The 17,131-nt window shown below is 74.0% G+C and carries 13 protein-coding genes; 2 read left to right on the plus strand and 11 right to left on the minus strand.

The features are described 5' to 3' along the window. Positions 1-42: 42 nt before the first annotated feature. The 4 genes from HCJ94_RS09340 to prmC form a co-directional block, all read right to left on the minus strand. Positions 43-2,151, minus strand: a complete 2,109-nt coding sequence (locus HCJ94_RS09340; protein ID WP_168000580.1) for a transglycosylase domain-containing protein — start codon at positions 2,149-2,151, stop codon at positions 43-45. A 93-nt stretch (positions 2,152-2,244) separates the two neighbouring features. Continuing rightward, a complete protein-coding gene (locus HCJ94_RS09345; protein WP_168000581.1) occupies positions 2,245-2,856 on the minus strand; it encodes an arsenate reductase/protein-tyrosine-phosphatase family protein in 612 nt (203 codons plus the stop codon). Then, on the minus strand, positions 2,857-3,501 hold the full coding sequence (locus HCJ94_RS09350; protein ID WP_168000723.1) for an L-threonylcarbamoyladenylate synthase: 645 nt from the start codon (positions 3,499-3,501) through the stop codon (positions 2,857-2,859). Next, the gene (gene prmC / locus HCJ94_RS09355) at positions 3,501-4,448 is read right to left on the minus strand and encodes a peptide chain release factor N(5)-glutamine methyltransferase (protein ID WP_168000582.1); all 948 of its coding nucleotides are present in this window, start codon (positions 4,446-4,448) and stop codon (positions 3,501-3,503) included. Before prmC ends, HCJ94_RS09350 begins: the two co-directional genes overlap by 1 nt. Before the next feature lie 73 nt (positions 4,449-4,521). Between prmC and HCJ94_RS09360 the strand changes: the two genes are divergently transcribed. Beyond that, the gene (locus HCJ94_RS09360) at positions 4,522-6,072 is read left to right on the plus strand and encodes a GGDEF domain-containing protein (protein WP_168000583.1); all 1,551 of its coding nucleotides are present in this window, start codon (positions 4,522-4,524) and stop codon (positions 6,070-6,072) included. Between the two features lie 25 nt (positions 6,073-6,097). Here the strand turns inward: HCJ94_RS09360 and prfA are convergent, their stop codons facing one another. Both prfA and rpmE read right to left on the minus strand, forming a co-directional pair. After that, a complete protein-coding gene (gene prfA / locus HCJ94_RS09365; RefSeq protein WP_168000584.1) occupies positions 6,098-7,186 on the minus strand; it encodes a peptide chain release factor 1 in 1,089 nt (362 codons plus the stop codon). A 110-nt stretch (positions 7,187-7,296) separates the two neighbouring features. After that, positions 7,297-7,521, minus strand: a complete 225-nt coding sequence (rpmE, locus tag HCJ94_RS09370) for a 50S ribosomal protein L31 (RefSeq protein WP_168000585.1) — start codon at positions 7,519-7,521, stop codon at positions 7,297-7,299. A 242-nt stretch (positions 7,522-7,763) separates the two neighbouring features. Between rpmE and HCJ94_RS09375 the strand changes: the two genes are divergently transcribed. Further along, positions 7,764-8,660: a phosphatase domain-containing protein gene (locus HCJ94_RS09375; protein ID WP_168000586.1), complete on the plus strand. Its 897-nt coding sequence runs from the start codon at positions 7,764-7,766 to the stop codon at positions 8,658-8,660. Between the two features lie 45 nt (positions 8,661-8,705). Here the strand turns inward: HCJ94_RS09375 and HCJ94_RS30045 are convergent, their stop codons facing one another. The 5 genes from HCJ94_RS30045 to HCJ94_RS09395 form a co-directional block, all read right to left on the minus strand. Next, the gene (locus HCJ94_RS30045; RefSeq protein WP_309227206.1) at positions 8,706-9,797 is read right to left on the minus strand and encodes a metallophosphoesterase family protein; all 1,092 of its coding nucleotides are present in this window, start codon (positions 9,795-9,797) and stop codon (positions 8,706-8,708) included. Next, positions 9,716-12,199 (minus strand): phosphodiester glycosidase family protein, encoded by a 2,484-nt coding sequence (locus tag HCJ94_RS09380; protein WP_240944096.1) that lies wholly within the window; start codon positions 12,197-12,199, stop codon positions 9,716-9,718. Before HCJ94_RS09380 ends, HCJ94_RS30045 begins: the two co-directional genes overlap by 82 nt. 371 nt (positions 12,200-12,570) lie before the next feature. Continuing rightward, on the minus strand, positions 12,571-14,544 hold the full coding sequence (gene rho / locus HCJ94_RS09385) for a transcription termination factor Rho (RefSeq protein WP_168000587.1): 1,974 nt from the start codon (positions 14,542-14,544) through the stop codon (positions 12,571-12,573). A 294-nt stretch (positions 14,545-14,838) separates the two neighbouring features. Beyond that, complete coding sequence (gene thrB / locus HCJ94_RS09390; RefSeq protein ID WP_168000588.1) at positions 14,839-15,783, minus strand: homoserine kinase; 945 nt, start codon at positions 15,781-15,783, stop codon at positions 14,839-14,841. A gap of 72 nt (positions 15,784-15,855) precedes the next feature. Further along, the gene (locus HCJ94_RS09395) at positions 15,856-17,100 is read right to left on the minus strand and encodes an MFS transporter (protein ID WP_168000589.1); all 1,245 of its coding nucleotides are present in this window, start codon (positions 17,098-17,100) and stop codon (positions 15,856-15,858) included. Between the last annotated feature and the right edge of the window lie 31 nt (positions 17,101-17,131).

Here is a 17,131-nt window from a genome sequence, read left to right on the forward strand (position 1 = left end):
GTGTCGAGGTCCTCGGCTCGACCGAGGACCTCGACACACGCCCTATTCGCCCGTCCGGCCGCCGGTGATCTCGTGGGCGGTCATCTCGCTCGGCGGGACGAAGTCGCGCACCGGCTGGTCACGCAGGGCGAACGACATCAGCTCCGCCACCGCGCCCACCATCCGCGCCTGCACCGTCCGGCCCACCGGGTCCCGCGGGTCGTCCGGGTTGGTGGCGATCGCGGCCACCGCCAGTTGCGGGGTGACGGCGACGACGGTCTCCGTGCCGTACCCCTCCGAGCTGCCGGTCTTCCCGGCGAGCGGGCGGCCCAGCTTCGCACGCAGGCTCTCCGCGGTGCCGCCTTCGCAGCCCCGGTACATCGACCGGTCGCCGACCGGGCAGCGCGCCGCGTCCACCGCCGCCCGGGCCACGTCCCGGTCCACGACCTGGCGGCAGTCCGGCTGCGCCGCGGCGACCGGACGACCGGCGGCGTCGGTGACCGACACCACCGGCAGCGGCGCGCACCACGTCCCCTCGGCCGCCACCGTGGCGTACGCGTTCGCCAGGTCCAGCGGCGTGGTCGCCGAGACGCCGAGGGTGAACGGCCCCCACTCGCGGGCCCCGTGCCGGGCCAGTCGCGCGTCGTCCTCGGCCCGGAACACGATGCCGAGCCGCTCGGCCATCTCCACCACCCGGTCGGCACCGACACGCTCGATGAGCCAGGCGAAGTACGTGTTGACCGACAGGCCGAACGCGCTCCACATGGTGTGCCGGCCGTCGACGGACGAGTTGGCGTTGCGCGGGCACCAGTACCCGTCGCAGCTCGCCGGGCCGCTCGCCGGGTAGCCGGTGAGGATCCGTTCGGGTGCGTCGTACGCGGTGTCCAGCGGCAGGCCGGACTCCAGCGCGGCCAGCATGGTGAACAGCTTGAAGGTGCTGCCGGCCTGGTAGCCCTGGATCGACCCGCCGCCGGCCACCAGCTGGTTGACCGTGTTCGGGTGGTTCTTCGACCCGCGCGGGTTCGCCTCCACGCTGTAGTTCCGGTTCACCGCCATGGCCAGCACCCGGCCGGTGCCGGGCTGGACCACCGCGGTCGGCATCGCGTGCGGGTCGTCCGCCGGGTAGATCCGCCGCACCTGCTCCGTGGCGGCCCGCTGCACCGCCGGGTCGAGCGACGCCACGATCGAGTACCCACCTCGCCGCAGTGCGAGCTGCCGCTCGTCGACCGTCGAACCGAACGCCTCCTGGGAGTTCCACCAGCGGGTGAACCAGTCGCAGAAGAAGCCCCAGTCCTTGTGGGCCTCGGGCACGGCCGTGCAGTCGTTCGGCGTCTCGCTGGTTCGCAGGGCGAGCGGCTGGGCCTTCGCGCCGGCGGCCTGTGCGGCCGGGAGCTGCCCGGACTCCACCATCTGGTCGAGCACGTACGCCCGACGCTGCAGCGCGGCGTCGGCGTCGCCGTTGATCGGGTCGTCGGTGTGCGGCGAGCGGACCAGCCCGGCCAGCAGGGCCGCCTCGGCCAGCGTCAGTTTGGCCGGCGACTTGGAGAAGTAGCGCTTGCTCGCCGCCGCCACCCCGTACGCCCCGGCGCCGAAGTACGCGATGTTGAGGTAGCGGGCCAGGATCTCGTCCTTGCTCAGCTCGCGTTCCAGGGCGAGCGCGTACCGCATCTCCTGGACCTTGCGGGTGGTGCTCACCTCCGTGGCCGCGCGGCGCTGGCGCTCGGTCAACCGCGGGTCGTTGGAGAGGACGTTGCGGACGTACTGCATGGTCAGCGTCGAGGCGCCCTGCCGCGAGCCGCCGCTCTGGTTGTTCGTGAACGCTCGGGCCACGCCGCGCAGGTCCACCCCGCTGTGCTCGTGGAAGCGGACGTCCTCGGCGGCGATGATCGCCTGGCGCATGACGGGGGCCACCTCCGCCAGCGGCACGTCCACCCGGTCCTCCTGGTAGAAGGACGTGATCAGGGTGGTGCCGTCGCTGGCGTACAGGTTGGACCGCTGCGCGGTCGGCGGCGTCCGCAGGTTGTTGGGCAGCTCCGAGTAGGGCGCGGCGAGCGCCGAGAACCCGACTCCGAACACCAGCGCGGCCGGTAGGGCCGCTGCCGCGAGCACCAGGCCGGCCAGGACGCCGGCCAGCAGGACGGTCAGGAGCTTGTCGAGATGTGCCCGGGTCATCAGCTCTCCCCGCAGGAGCCGGCAGGACCCACACAGAATGACCTGAATGTGCCTCTTGTCCGCCTCGTTCCGCGGACGGGTAACCCGGGTGGGTTACGGGAGCAGCGCCGCCGCCAGCGGGTGGACGGTCTCCTCGATCTCGTCGGCGACCCGGCCGAAGCACTGGTCGCCGCGACCCCACGGGTCGTCGAGGTCGTCGGTGGGCAGCGGGGTGGTGCCCGCCCGGGCGGCGTGGGCCGCCTCGACCAGAGCCACGCCCCGCGTGTACACGGCGTCCGGGGTCGCGTCGGCGGGCGGCAGGCCGGCCGGGTCCAGCGCGGCCAGCAGACGGCCGAACTCACCCAGCACGAAGGTGCGTGCCGCCGCGTCCGAGCGCAGCGCCACCACGTACTCCTGCTGGTCGGCCGTCGCGGTCAGGACGAGGTCGGCGGCGTCGATGTGGTCGGAACGGAGCTTGCGCGCGGCGAACCCCTCGGCGCTGCCGCCGCGGGCGGCGACCTGCCGGGCGGCCGGCGGGTTCATCTCCTCACCGGCGTGCCAGCCGCCGGTGCCGGCGCTGTGGCTGTGCAGCAGGTCGTCGGCGCGGCCCGGGTCCGACCCGCGCCGCTCCAGCCGCTCCCGGACGGCCAGGGTCAACAGCCGCTCCGCCATCGGCGAACGGCAGATGTTGCCCATGCACACGTGCAGAACTGTGAACGGAGGCACTCAGGCCACCCGGCTCTCGACGATGTCCGGGACCACGTCGCGCAGCTTCTCCAGCCCGATGGCGCCCGGGCGGACCAGCTGGGGCACCTCGCCGGTGAGGTCCACGATCGTGCTCGGCACCGGGTCCACCGCGGGCCCGGCCTCCAGGTACGCCCGCACCGAGTAGGCGAGCTGGTCCCGCGCCGCCTCGGCCGTCGTCGCGGCGGGCTGGCCGGCCTTGTTGGCCGAGGCGACCGCCATCGGGCCGGTCTCCCGGAGCACCTCCAGCGCCACCGGATGCAGCGGCATGCGCACCGCGACCGTGCCCGAGGTCTCGCCGAGGTCCCACCGGAGGCTGGGCGAGTGCTCGACCACGATGGTCAGCGCACCCGGCCAGAACGCCTCGACCAGGTCCCGGGCGGCGCGCGGCAGGGAGAAGACCAGGCCGTCCAGCGTGTGCCGGGAACCGATCAGCACCGGCGGCGGGGCCGGCCGGCCACCCTTCGCGTCGAGCAGGGCCTTGACCGCGTACGGGGTGAACGCGTCCGCGCCGATCCCGTAGACCGTGTCGGTCGGTAGCACGACCAGCTCGCCGTTCTTGACCGCCTCGATGGCCGCAGCGATGCCGCGGTCCCGGTCGGCGGGCGACCGGCAGTCGTAGAGCATCACGAGGATGCAGTCTGCCACGCCGGGCCGTCGCCGGCGTGCGGGCCGTCCGCTCGCCGGGACGCGGTGGCGAACCGGGGCCGGCCGGCGAGATCGGTGTGGTCGGCGATCGAGGCGTACCGGCCGTCCTCGGCGAGCAGCCGGGGCACCACCTCGCCGTGCGTGTCGTCGTGCTCCATCCCGAGCACGCCGCCGGGGCGCAGCAGCACCGCCACCCGGGCCACCACCGGCCGGATCACCGACAGGCCGTCGCCGCCACCGAACACGGCGTTCGCCGGATCGTGCCGACCCACCTCCGGCGGCACGGTCACGTCCGCCGGCACGTACGGCGGGTTGCAGAGCAGCACGTCCACCCGGCCCGCCAGGTCGGCGAGCAGGTCCGGCGCGGTGACGTCGGCCGCCACCACCTCGATCGGCCGGTCCCCCGCCGCGGCCCGGTCCGCCGCGTTGCGCCGCAGCCAGGACAGCGCCTCCGGTGACCCTTCCACCGCCACCACGCGCGCCGCCGGCACCTCCTGGGCGACCGCGAGGGCGATCGCGCCGGACCCGCTGCACAGATCCACGACCAGCGGCTCCGGGATCCGTCGCGCCTGGTCGACGCCCCAGCCGGCGAGCAGTTCCGTCTCCGGGCGGGGCACGAAGACGCCCGGCCCGACCGCCAGCTCCAGGTGGCGGAACGCGGCGGTGCCGGTGAGATGCTGCAACGGCTCGCGGTCGGCCCGCCGGGTCACCAGCGCGTCGAACCGGTCGCGCTGGGCCGGGGTGAACCCGTCGGCCAGGGCCAGCCGCCCCCGCGACACCCCCAGCACGTACGCGGCCAGCAGCTCGGCCTCGGCGCGCGCGCCCTCGACACCGGCGTCGGCGAGCATCCGGGCCGCCCGCGCCACCGCCACGGTGGGTCGCTCCCGGTTCGTCCCTTCGGACGGCTGTTGCGGCAGGGTGCTCACGAGATAATCATGAAGCGTCGCGGAGCCCACCACGAGCTGGTGCGGCCAGGCGCACACCGACGGGAGGTCACGGGTGGGTTGGCTCGACCGGGTCGGCGACCAGGTTGACGCCCTGACTCGGGCGCGGGCGCTGCAGGAGTCGAGTCGTTCCGCCGAGGCGTACACCGTCCTCGACCAGGTGCTCACCACCACCGCCGACCCGTGCGCACGGGCCGACGCGCTGGTGCAGCGCCTCTCCGCGGTGCTCAACCTGGGCCGGACGGCCGAGTACACGAGGGCCATCGAGGAGGCCACCACCGCCGTCCGTGATCTCGCGGAGCCGTACCTGCACGGGCACCTGAACGCCCTCGCCGCGCTCGCCGCCCACCACCAGGGCGCGCTGGACCGCTGCGTCACCCACCTGGTGCGGGCCGCCCGCGCGCTGGGCTCGGTGGAGGACCCGGACCGGGACACCGCGTGGGGCTGGCACGACCTCGCGATGGCCTACTCCTACCTCAGTTTCCACGGGTACGCCCTCGGCGCGATCGAGCGCGCGCGGCAGCTCGGGCTCGCCGCCGGCATCCCCGAGGAGACGTTCGCCGCTCCCGGCATCCGGCTGCGCAACGCGGTCGCGCTCGACCACAACGGCGACAGCGACGGCTGCCTGCGGGTGCTCCGGGACGTGGCCGGGGACCTGGAGCGCTTCCTGCGGGCGGGGCGGGCCGGCCGGCTGCGCCCGAGCAGCCTCGCCGCGTACGGCTACGCCGCCGCGCGCCGGGCCGCGCTGGGCGACCGGCTGGAGGTCGGGACGGACGCGGCCCCGTCGCGGCTGCTCAGCCACGGCGGGGACAGCTCCCGGGCCCGCGACATGCGTCAGCTCGGCCAGGTCTGCCTGGCGATCGCCGAGGGCCGCCCGATCGAGGCGGTCACCCGGTTGGACGGCGTGCAGGTCTCCACCGAGACGCTGGGTGCGGCCGAGCCGGCCCGGCTGCGCAGCATCGCCCTGAGCCGCGCGGGCGACCACGCGGCCGCGCACCGGGCCGACCGGCTGGCCTTCCGGCTCGCCGCGCAACGCAACGACCGCCTCCGGGACGTGTACATCGACGGCATCGCCGCCCGGATCGACCACGAGGACCTGCGCCGCGAGGCGGCCCGCTTCGAGGGCGAGGCGCTGACCGACCCGCTGACCGGCCTGCCCAACCGGCGCCGGTTGGAGCGGTACATCGCCGCCGTGATCGCCCGGGGCGAGCGGGTCGTGATCGGCGTGTGCGACCTGGACGGGTTCAAGGCGGTGAACACCCGCCACGGCCACCACTCCGGCGACCTGGTCCTGCAACGTGTCGCCGGGCTGGTCAACCGGGTCATGCGCCGGGGCGACTTCGTGGCCCGCTACGGCGGCGACGAGTTCGTCGTGGTGCTGTCCGGCGCGGGGATGGCCGAGGCGGCCGAGGTGGCCCGCCGCATCGAGAGCGCCGTCCGGGCGGAGGACTGGGAGTCGCTGGTCCCCGGCACGCCGGTCGGGGTCAGCATCGGCTTCGCCGAGGTGACCGCCACCGGGCCGGGCCCGCACGACGCCCTCAGCGCCGCCTTCGGGGCCGCCGACCGCGCGATGCTGCACGCGAAGACCCACCCGCGCGCATCCTGACCGCCCGCGCCCCGACCTACGGCGGTCAGCGCCGGGAGAGCTCGGCGTCCCCGGCGAGGCGGGCGGCCCGGTCGGCCTCGACCAGCGCCTCCAGCACACCGTCGAGGTCCCCGGCGAGCGCCAGGTCCAGGTTGTACGCGGTGTAGCCGATCCGGTGGTCGGTGATCCGGTTCTGCGGGAAGTTGTACGTGCGGATCCGCTCCGAGCGGTCCACCGTCCGCACCTGCGCCTTGCGGGCGTCCGAGGCGGCCGCGTCGGCCTGCTCCTGGGCCGCCGCCAGCAGCCGGGCGCGCAGGATCCGCATCGCCTGCTCACGGTTCTGCAGCTGGGACTTCTCGTTCTGGCAGGAGACCACGATGCCGGTCGGCAGGTGGGTGATCCGCACCGCCGAGTCCGTGGTGTTCACCGACTGGCCGCCCGGGCCGGACGAGCGGAACACGTCGATCCGCAGCTCGTTCGGGTCGATCGTGACGTCGACCTCCTCGGCCTCCGGCAGCACCAGCACGCCGGCCGCGCTGGTGTGGATGCGGCCCTGCGACTCGGTGACCGGCACGCGCTGCACGCGGTGCACGCCACCCTCCCACTTGAGCCGGGACCACACGCCGTTGCCGCCCTCCGGCACGCCCTTGGTCTTGATGGCCAGCGAGACGTCCTTGACACCGCCCAGGTCCGAGTCCTGCGCGTCGATCACCTCGACGAGCCAGCCGCGGCGCTCCGCGTACCGGGTGTACATCCGCAGCAGGTCGCCCGCGAAGAGCGCGGACTCCTCGCCGCCCTCCCCCGCCTTGATCTCGACGATCACGTCCTTGGCGTCGTGCGGGTCGCGCGGGATGAGCAGCTCGGCGAGCCGCTCCTCCAGCGCCGGCAGCGTCGCCGCGATGGTCTCCGCCTCGGCGGCGAAGGCCGGGTCCTCGGCGGCCAGCTCCTTGGCCGCCACCAGGTCCGCGCGGGCCTGCTCCAGCTCGGCGGCGGCCTTGTGCAGCGGCACCAGCTCCGCGTACCGGCGGCCGACCCGGCGGGCCGTGTTCTGGTCGGCGTGGATGGCCGGGTCGGCCAGCCGCTTCTCCAGCTCGGCGTACTCGTCGAGGAGGACGGCCAGACGCTCGCTGCTCATGGACGATGCTCCTTCGACGACGGCGCTGGACGGATGATGACCCCATCGGGGCGGAATACGGACGACGCCCGCGTCCGGCGGGAAACCGGACGCGGGCGCCGAACGGAAGGTTACTTGCCCTTCTTGGCCTGAACCTTGGCGTACTTCTGCTGGAACTTGGCCACCCGGCCGGCGGTGTCCAGGACGCGCTGCTTGCCCGTGTAGAACGGGTGGCAGGCGCTGCACGTCTCGACGTGGATGGTGCCGCCCTTGGCGGTGCTACGGGTGGTGAAGGTGTTGCCGCAGGAGCAGGTGACGTCGGTGGTCACGTACTCCGGGTGGATGTTGGGCTTCATGTCGCCTCGGTCCTCTCGTCGGTGGTCGCCGGGTCGCCCCCGTCACGTGCTCCGACGGTGGAAGGGCGTGAACCGGTACCGGTGGCCGATTGACCAGTGTGCCATGGGCGTACGCCGGCCCGGCAATCGGGCCGCACAACGGGTCCGGCATCGACAACGCACGCCCCTGCTCCGGCATTCCCGGCCCACGGTCGGGCATTCACCGGGACACGGCCGACCCGACGTACGACACGGAGTGACTGATGGCCCGCCTGATCGCGACGCGGGGGCTCCCCGCCTCCGGCAAGACCACCTTCGCCCGGAAGCTGCAACCGTCCGTGGTCCGGGTGAACCGGGACGACCTGCGCCGGATGCTGCACGGCGAGCGGTTGTTCACGCAGCGGGCCGAGTGGCAGGTGACGCTCGTGCAGCGGGCCCAGGTGGAGGCGCTGCTGCGCTCCGGGGCGGACGTCTGCGTGGACGACACCAACCTGCGGTCGCGGACCCTGCGGGACTGGGCCGACCTGGCCGCCCGGTACGGCGCCGAGTTCGAGGTGCACGACTTCACCGACGTGCCGCTGGAGGAGTGCCTGCGTCGCGACGCCGCCCGGCCGGAGGCGGACCGCGTCGGCGAGGCGGCGATCCGCCGCCTGTTCGAGCGCTACCTGGAGAGCAAGCCGCTGCCGTTACCGGTGCCCACGGCGCGGACGGGACGGCCGGCGCGGGTGCACCCGCCCTCCGACGAGCCGCCCGAGATCGTCCTGGTCGACATCGACGGGACCGTCGCGCTGAACGTCTCCCGCAGTCCGTACGACATGACGCGGGTCGGCGAGGACGAGCCGAACCCGGCGGTGATCTCGGCGGTCCGGGCGATGCACGCCGCCGGACATGGCGTGATCTTCTGCTCGGGCCGGGACGCGTCGGCCCGCGCCGCCACCGAGGCGTGGCTGGACCGGCACGTCAAGGTCCCCTACCTCGCGCTGCACCTGCGGGCGGTCGGCGACTCGCGCAAGGACTCGATCGTCAAGCGGGAGATCTACGAGCGCGAGGTCAAGGACCGATACCGGGTGGTCGGCGTCTTCGACGACCGGATGCAGGTGGTGCGGATGTGGCGCGAGCTGGGCCTGACCGTCTTCCAGGTCGCCGAGGGCGACTTCTGACGGCGACGGGCCCCCGCGATCGCGGGGGCCCGTCGGGTGCCGGGCTCAGGCGGCCTCCGCCGCCGCGGTGAGCATGACCGTCGCCTCGGCGCGGACGCCGTTGACCTCGACTGCGAGCAGCACCGACGCCCCCGGTCGCAGGGCGGTGAGCTGGCCGGTCGCCGGGTCGAAGCGGGCCACGTGCCAGGGCTTCAGCCCGGCGGCCGCTCCGATGTGCAGGTTCGGCGACGCCGACCAGTCCGCGCTGACCGGGGCGGCCACCGGCACCGTACGGCCACCGGGCTGGGTCACCGTGGCGGTGACGGTCGCCGGGGTGCCGACCGTGACGGCCTCCGGGGCGGTCAACGTGACCCGGTCGGCGTGGGCGTGGAACTCCGCGTCGACCCAGCGCGGGCCCTCGGCGAGCGGGTTGCGCCGCGCCTGGTCGGCCTCGGCCGGGGTCACCGGGTCCACGCCGTACTCGCTCCAGCCGGTGAAGCCGCCTTGGTCGGCCGGGGTGGACGGGTTCTTCCCCGAGTTGCCGTTGATGACGAACGGCACCCCGTCCACCCGGTCGGCGTGGAAGGTGCCGACGTGGGCGCCGATGAAGAGCGCCCCCTTGCCGGTCCGGTGCTGGAAGTCGGCCAGCCACTGCTCCAGCAGCGCCGCCTCCTTGCGGTCGCCGAGCTGGCTCGCCTTGGCGGGGCTGGGGTCGCGGGGCGGGTGGTGGTGCAGCACGACCACCGAGCCGACGGCCGGATCCCCGGCGGCCGAGTCCAGCGCCGCGCGGAGCATCCGCACCTGCTCGAACCCGCCGCCGCGCAGCGTCCCGGTGGACGAGTTGAGGGTGACGAAGCGGGTCCCCTTGTGGTCGAAGACCCGCTCGGTGGCACCGAACACCGCCCGGAAGTTGTCGATCGGCGCGCCCATGATCTCGTGGTTGCCGGGGACGTAGTGGTAGGGCAGCTCCCCGCCGAGTTCCTCGTCGAACAGCCGCTTCGCGAGGGCGAAGTCCGCCGGGTAAGCGGTGTCCACGAAGTCGCCGTTGACCACGACGAAGTCCGGCTTCGCGGCCTTCACCTCGCGGAGCGTACGGCGGGCCTGGGCGACCAGGTCGCTGTCCGGGTTCGCCGCGACGAACTGGGCGTCGGAGAGCACCGCGAACCGCCAGGGCGCCCGTCCACCGTGCCCTCGCGGACGACCACCCGGTCGGTCCGCGGGGCCTCGGCCGGCACGTCGAGCGTCGGCGGCACCTTCGCCACCAGGTCGTCGATGACGACCTCGCTCCGGTACTGCGTGTCCGCCCGGGTCTCGGCGACGTAGAACCGGCGGACCCGCAGCGGGTACTGCACGCCGGACGGCACGGTGAACTCGACGTACCGCCAGCCCGTCCAGGTCACCAGCGGCCCCCGCAGCACGTGCTGCGTGTTCTGCGCGTCGTGCAGGTGCAGGCTCGGCCACTCCCCGGTGCCGTTGCCGTGGATCCACATGCCGAACGCCTGCGGCTGACCGGGCACCTCGATCCAGGCGGGCGGATCGGCGTACGCGGCCCGGGTGCCGGTGGACTGGCTGAAGTCGTACGACATCCGCAGGCCGGTGCCGGTGCGGCCCGGCGCCGGCGCGACCGAGCCGCTGGCCCGGGCCTGGCTGAACCGCCACGACGCGGCGTCGTCGAAGGTGGCCACCGACACGTCGGTGAGCCCGACGGTGACCGGGACGACCGCGGTGCTCCGGCCGACGTGGACGGTGACCAGCGCGGAGCCGGTGTCCCGCAGCGCCGTCACCAACAGGTTGCCCTCGGCGGTCGGCGTGATCCGCAGCAGCTCCCGGTCGTAGTCGAGGGTCAGGTCGGCGGGCTCGATCGGCGCGGTGTTGCCCTCGGCGTCGTAGCCGACCACACAGACCAGGGCCGTCCCGTCGGTGCCGTCGAGGCCGATCCGGTCCACGGTGGAGTCGATCCGGCTCAGTGGCCCGAGCACGGTGAGGTCGATGGCGCCCCGCGCGTCGTCCCGCCACGCCGTGACGGTGACCTGCCCGGGCAGGCCCGCCCGGAACACGCCGTCGCCGTCCACCCTCCCGTGCGCGGCCGGGTTGGCCCGCCAGGTCGGCTCGCCGGCCGCCGGCCCGTACGTCTCGTCGTGTCCGGCCGCGGTGAGCCGGCGGGTCAGGCCGGGGAAGACGCGGTCGGGCCGGCCGCCGCGCACCGGCGAGACGCCCGGCGCGCTGGTGGGGTCGCTCGCGGTCTCCAGCCAGTACCCGGTGAGCCGGCCACTGCCCTGCGGCGCGTAGAGGGCGAGGCCGTTGGGGACGGCCCGCTCGGTGCCGTCGGACGGGCTGTTCTCCACCTGCACCGCGGCCGCGCCCGGCTCGCGGGCGAGCAGCGTCGAGGAGCCACCGCCGTCGAGGTTCAGCGCGTGGTGGGCGCCGAGTTCGGCCATCATCCGGCCCATCTCGGTCTGCGTGACGCCACGGCTGTCGACCTGCCGTCCGTCCACGGTGAGCATGATCATGCGTCGTCCGTCGGCGGAGAAGCCGACCGCGGTCCGCGGGGCCAGTGTGGGGTCGGCGATGCTCTGCACCACGCCGTCGCGGACCAGCACGTTGCCGCCGCCGACGGCCGCGTGCAGGCTGCTGCCGTCGGCCGGCTTCGGCCGGTACGCGACGCTCACCGGGTCGCCGGGGCGCAGCCCGGCGAGGGCGTCGGCGCCGGCGTCCCGGCCGAGCAGCACGGTGGTGCCGGCGGGGATCGGGCCGCTGCCGGCGGTGGTGGCGACGCTGGCGACGCGACCGTCGACCACCACGACCTCGGTGACGCGGGTGGCGCCCGCCACGGGACGTTCCCGGGTGTACGACCCCCAGAGCGCGGTGAACACGCCGATGCCGTTGGCCTGGACCATGTTGTTGAACTGGGTCAGGGGCACCGGACCCGTGGGCAGCGTCGCGGTGCCCTCGAAGTGCACCTCGACGACGCGGCCGAGCCCCTCCGTGGTGAGGGCGACGGCGTTGCGGTGCCCGGCGACGGCGGACTGGACGAGCTGACCGTCCTGGATGCCGACGCCCTGGGCGGCACCGGAGTTGTTGATGTCGAAGAAGTCACCGTTGACGGCGGCGACTGCGCGGGTGCGGTCGGCCGCCGCGCGCAGGGGCTCCGCCTTGCTGACCACGCCGGAGTTGACGTAGTCCACCGTGACGTCACCGGACAGGTCGGCGGTGAGGGCGTCGGCGCGTAGCCAGCCGTCGGCGTCGTACCGGTCGAAGGAGGTGAGGTCGAGCCCCGGGGCGACGGGACGCGTGGTCTTCGTGGTCTCGAGACCGCCGGCCGGCTCGACGCCGGTCGTGGTCCGGGCCGCACGGGTGGCCCCCGCCGGGTCCGCCGCGACGGTGACCGCACCGGCGGGGTGGGACGAGGCGCGGGGTGCGTCCTCGACCGCGGTGGCGGACAGGTCGCTGGCGGGGGCGGCCAGCGCGGCGGGGACCGGGCCGGCGGCGGTGGTCGCGGTGAGCAACGGCGTCAGCAGCAGGACGCCGGCGAGCCGGGTGGATCGTCTGCGGGTACGCATGGACGACAGTCAACCCGACGATGAACAGAAGTTTCAATATCGGATAGCTGAAGCGAAGGAAAACTTCGTCGCCGGTGGGCGGCCGGCGCTTGTCCGCCCGGTCTCCCGGCCGCTGCCCCCCGGTCCCGGCCGCAGAGCGGGCGCTTGCCGGCCCGGTCCCGGCCGTGGCCCGACGTGAGGTGGCCGGTGTCCCTCCGCTCCCTTTGCTCTGCTTCAACCCACGCGACGGAAACCGGGCGTGAGTGTTGCGGTGGTTGAAGCAGAGCAAAGGACGTGAGTCGGGGTGTCGGCGGTGGCTGGACGGGTGGGCCGACAGCGAGGGGGCGCGGCCACTCGGCCACGCCCCCTCGTCTCGTCCCGCCCGGGGAGGGTCACTCCCCCGGCGTCGACTTCGCGATCTGCATCAGGAACTCGATGTTGGTACGCGACTGCTTCAGCCGGTCCAGCAGGAGGTCCAGCGCCGCCTGCGAGTCCAGCGAGTGCAGCACCTTCCGGAGCTTGTGGACGATGGCCAGCTCCTCCGGCGCGAGCAGGATCTCCTCCTTGCGCGTGCCGGACGGGTGGATGTCGATGGCCGGGAAGGTCCGCTTGTCGGCGATCTTCCGGTCCAACTTCAGCTCCGCGTTACCGGTGCCCTTGAACTCCTCGAAGATGACCGTGTCCGCCATGGACCCGGTCTCCACCAGCGCGGTGGCGAGGATGGTCAGCGAGCCGCCGTTCTCGATGTTTCGGGCCGCACCCAGGAACCGCTTCGGCGGGTACAGCGCGGTCGAGTCGATACCACCCGACATGATCCGGCCGCTGGCCGGCGCCGCCAGGTTGTACGACCGGCCGAGCCGGGTCACCGAGTCGAGCAGGACGACCACGTCGTGGCCCAGCTCGACCAGGCGCTTCGCCCGCTCGATCGCCAGCTCCGCGACGGTGGTGTGGTCCTGCGGCGGACGGTCGAACGTCGCCGCGATGACCTCGCCCTTCACCGACCGCTGCATGTCGGTGACCTCTTCGGGCCGCTCGTCCACCAGCACCACCATCAGGTGGCACTCCGGGTTGTTGCGGGTGATCGCGTTCGCGATCGCCTGGAGCACCATCGTCTTGCCGGCCTTCGGTGGCGAGACGATGAGCGCCCGCTGGCCCTTGCCGATCGGCATGACCAGGTCGATCACCCGGGTGGTGAGGATGTGCGGCTCGGTCTCCAGGCGCAGCCGCTCCTGCGGGTAGAGCGGCGTCAGCTTGTAGAACTCCGGCCGGCGCTTCGCCTCCTCCGGCTCCATCCCGTTGATGGTGTCCAGCCGGACGAGCGGGTTGTACTTGTCGCGCCGCTGCTCGCCGTCGCGCGCCGCGCGCACCGCACCGGTGATCGCGTCGCCGCGCCGCAGGCCGTACTTCTTGATCTGTGACATGGAGACGTAGACGTCGTTCGGGCCGGCCAGGTAGCCGGTGGTCCGCACGAAGGCGTAGTTGTCGAGAACGTCGATGATGCCGGCCACCGGGACGAGCACGTCGTCCTCGCTGACCTGCGGCTCGCGGCCGCCGTCGCCGCCCTCGGCCCGCTCGCCACGGCCCCGCCGACGGTCCCGGAAGCGGCTGCGCCGGCCGCGCCGGCCGCCGCCCTCGCCGTCGTCCTCGCCGTCGCCGTCGCGCTCCGCGCGCTGGCCACGGTCACCGTTGCGGTCGCCGCGCTCGTTGCGGTCGCCGCGGTCAGCACGCTCGGCCCGCTCGTTGCGGTCACCGCGCTCGGCCCGCTCGTTGCGGTCACCACGCTCACCGCGCTCACCGCGCTCACCGCGCTCGGCCCGCTCGCCGCGCTCGGCCCGCTCGTTACGGTCGCCGCGTTCGCGGCCGCCACGGCCCTCGCCCCGCTCGGCGCGCTCGCCGGCCTCGGCCTCCTCGGGCCGGGACTCGGCCCGGGTCTCGCCGGCCTCGCCGCCCCGGGCCTCGCCGGCCCCACGGCCACGCCGGCTCCGGGTGCGGCCGGTGGTCTCGGCGGTCGCCGGCTCGGCCGGCTGCTCCGCCCGACGCTCGGCCGCCTCCGGCCGCTCGGCCGGCTCGCGGACCTCGGCGTGGACCTCCTCCCGGGCGGGGGCGGCCGCAGCCGCGACCTCGGCCCGCGGTCGAGGGGTCCCGGTGGCGGCCCCGCCACCCTGGCGCTCGGAGATCGCGCTGATCAGCTCACCCTTGCGCATGCGAGCCGTGCCCGAGATGCCGAGCGACGCGGCCAGGCTCTGGAGCTCCGGCAGCAGCATCGCCGACAGGCCGGTGCCGCTGCGTCGCCGACGGGTCGGAGCAGCGGACGTGGCATCAGCGACGTTGGAAACATCCGACGTCACGTCGGTGGTGTCGCTCAATGGATTCCTTCCCTCGATAGGCCGGGACTGCCCGGGATCGACATGCAGGTGGCCGGGCGGCCTCGGTGCACCCGCCTCGCAAGGACGCGTCGCGGGAGTCTGTGACACAGCAGCCGGTCGCTTTCCCGACTCACCGACGTGGTGGGCGGGATCCGCCGTCTGCGGCGACCTGTGAAGACTGCGGTGCGGCGTGGGCCTAGGCAGGGGTGACGGGCTGACCGCCGAAAGCTTCGGGGGTGCGCCGACCCGCAGGAAGATCGCATGCTTCGCGGCTGTGCTAAGTCTAGAGCGTAATCAACTCTTCCGACCTGCGGCAACAGGGTCCCGCTCCGCGTGTCCCAGTCTACCCCGGAAGACCCGGGCGCCGTGTGCCTCTATCGGCAACCGCCAGACCTGCCAATCTGTTCCCGGATCGAGGTCGGCGGGCGGCTCGGACAACGCCAGCACGGTCGGCCCCGCACCGGAGACCACAGCAGCCACACCGGCCCCACGAAGCGCATCCACCAGCGCAGCCGTCTGCGGCATGCCCTCGGCCCGGTAGCCCTGGTGCAGGCGATCGACCGTGGCCGGCAGCAGCAGCTCCGGCGCTGCGGTGAGGGCGTGCACGAGCAGCGCGGCCCGGCCCGCCGTCAACGCCGCGTCGTGGTGCGGCACGGTCGGCGGCAGGGCGGCCCGCGCCGTGGCCGTGAGCCCGCGCTCGGCCGGCACGAAGACCGTCGGCCGGACGCTGTCGGCGACCGGCAGCGACACCGCCCGGGCACCGGCCGGTTCCGTCCACGCCACGGTGAACCCGCCGAGCAGGCAGGGCGCCACATTGTCCGGATGGCCCTCGATCCGGGCGGCGAGCCGGAGCGCCGCCGCGTCGTCCATCCGACGCTCCCCGTCGACCACCAGCGCCCGGGCCAGCAGCACACCCGCGACGATCGCCGCCGACGAGGAGCCGAGCCCACGTGCCTGGGGGATGCGGTTGACGCACTCCACCGCCAGCCCGGGTGGCTGGCCGCCGAGCTCGTCGAAGGCGGCCCGCATGGCGCTCACCACCAGATGCCGCTCGTCGTCGGGCAGGTCGCCGGCCCCCTCACCGGTGACGCTCACGGTGACACCGCCGGTGGTGACCTCGGCGGCGACGTCGTCGTGCAGCGCCAGCGCCAACCCCAGGGCGTCGAACCCGGGCCCGAGGTTGGCGCTGGTGGCGGGGACCCGCACCCGGACCGGGTCGGGCGTGAAGTTCGTGGGCACGCGCTCATGCTATGGCCGCGCACCGACGTTCCGGATCTCTGCCCGCACCGTGGGACCGGCCGGAACCGGCGCCTACCGCACGACCGACGGATCCGGCTCGACGACCGGGTCGGTGAGGGAGAGCTTCCGGGTCGCGATCCGCCAGCCGACCGCGTAGACCAGGGTGACCAGGCCGCAGCCGGCCAGCACCACCCGCTCGTCGACGATGTCGACCACCGACGCCACCACCAGCTGGCTCACCGAGATGGCCAGCGTCGCCAGCATCATGTCGGTGGCGAAGACGCGGCCCCGCAAGCGGTCCGGCACCTCGCCCTGGAGGGCGAAGTTCGACATCACCCAGTTGCTGCCGCCCGCGAAGTGCGCCACGAAGACCAGCGCGAGCACCAGCGGGAACCAGTCGACGACCGAGGTGCCGAGGTAGGCCAGCCCGTAGAGCGACATGGACAGCGCCAGGCCGGGCAGCAGCCAGGCTCGGTTGCCCAGCACCCGCCGCATCAGGATCGGGCCCACCAGCGCCCCCGCGCCGCGTACCGCGAAGAGCAGGCCGGCGCCGGCCGCCCCCGCGCCGTAGACACCCGCCAGCAGCGGGAACACGGTCAGCACGCCGTTGCCCAGACCGACCGCGGACTTCACCGTCACCAGAGCCAGCACGCGGGGCCGGTGCCCGATGTAACCGAGCGCCTCCCGGACGGCCACCCAGGTCTGCTGCGCCGGCAGGTCCCGGTCCCGCGGGGCCTGCAACGGCCGGCGGATCAGCGTCGCCAGGCCCGCCGCCAGGGCCAGGCCGCCCACCGCGACCCAGAAGCACGCGTACGGGCCGACCGCGCTGCTGAGCACACCGCCGAGCGACGCGCCGACGATCGTCATCGTGCCCCAGGCGGAGCCCGCGACCGCGTTGCCGGCGGCCAGCTCGTCGGGGTCGAGCACGTTCGGCAGGGCGGCCTGGGCGGCCGGCGAGTAGAAGGCCTTCGCGACCGCCACGACGCCGATGCCGACCATCGCCAGCCACGCCGTGCCGGCGCTGCGTACGCCCAACAGCAGCAGCACGCCGAGCAGGGCGGCGATGTTCGCCCCGATCATGATCTTGCGGCGGTCGAAGCGATCGGCCACCGTCCCGGTGTACGGCAGCAGCAGTGCCACGATGCCGGTGTCCACGGCGAGGACCAGCGCCCCCCACACGCCGCTGCCGGTCAGCGACGGCAGGAGCACCAGCAGCGGCACCATGACGAACCAGTCGGCGCCGAAGACCACCAGCTCGGCCAGGAAGAGATTGCGGAAGTTCCGGTTGCGGCGCAGGACCGAGAGGATGGACGGCACGACCGAACCCTACCCAGCCGGCGCCTCACGT

The sequence above is a fragment of the Micromonospora thermarum genome (assembly GCF_012034245.1).
GTDB classification, from domain to species: Bacteria; Actinomycetota; Actinomycetes; order Mycobacteriales; family Micromonosporaceae; genus Micromonospora; species Micromonospora thermarum.